This is a genomic window from Gallicola sp. Sow4_E12 (assembly GCF_052116305.1).
GTDB lineage: Bacteria > Bacillota > Clostridia > Tissierellales > Peptoniphilaceae > JBQKLI01.
Map to the genome: position 1 here is coordinate 1 of NZ_JBQKLI010000065.1, position 520 is coordinate 520.

The 520-nt window shown below is 45.2% G+C and carries 1 protein-coding gene; it reads right to left on the reverse strand.

Annotated elements, in window-relative coordinates; translation table 11 throughout:
- On the reverse strand, positions 1–520 hold a 520-nt coding region (locus ACTQ46_RS11200; RefSeq protein ID WP_441749899.1), incomplete at both ends, for an IS256 family transposase.

Below are 520 nucleotides of genomic sequence, written 5' to 3' on the forward strand. Positions count from 1 at the left end.
GCTTGTTTCTGACTCGCTTTCTGACAGATGAAAACCTATGATTTCACGGTATCCTTCCTCATTGACGCCTATTGCTATCAAGAGGCTTTTGCTCCTTACCCGGTGGTTGTCTCTTGCCTTGATGTAGATGGCATCAACCATTAGAAACGGATATTCGCTTGTTAGTGGTCTGTTTCTGAAGGCCTCAACAACAGGATCAAGTTTTTTGCACAAGTCCGAGACCATGGATTTTGAAAATGATTTACCACAAAGTTCTTCGGTTATGTTCTCGATTTTTCTTGTTGAGACACCGTTGATTACCATCTCGATCATGGAGAGGACAAGAGCTTGCTCACTGCGCTGGTACCTTTCAAACATGGTGGTGCTGAAATTGCCATTTCTATGCCTTGGAACACGAAGTGTAAGAGCCCCAACCCTTGTGGTAAGTTCTCTGTCCCTGAAGCCGTTACGATAGGCTCTGCGGTCATCAGATCGTTCATATGGCTCTGCACCAAGCTGCTCAGTAGATTGAGCTATCAGA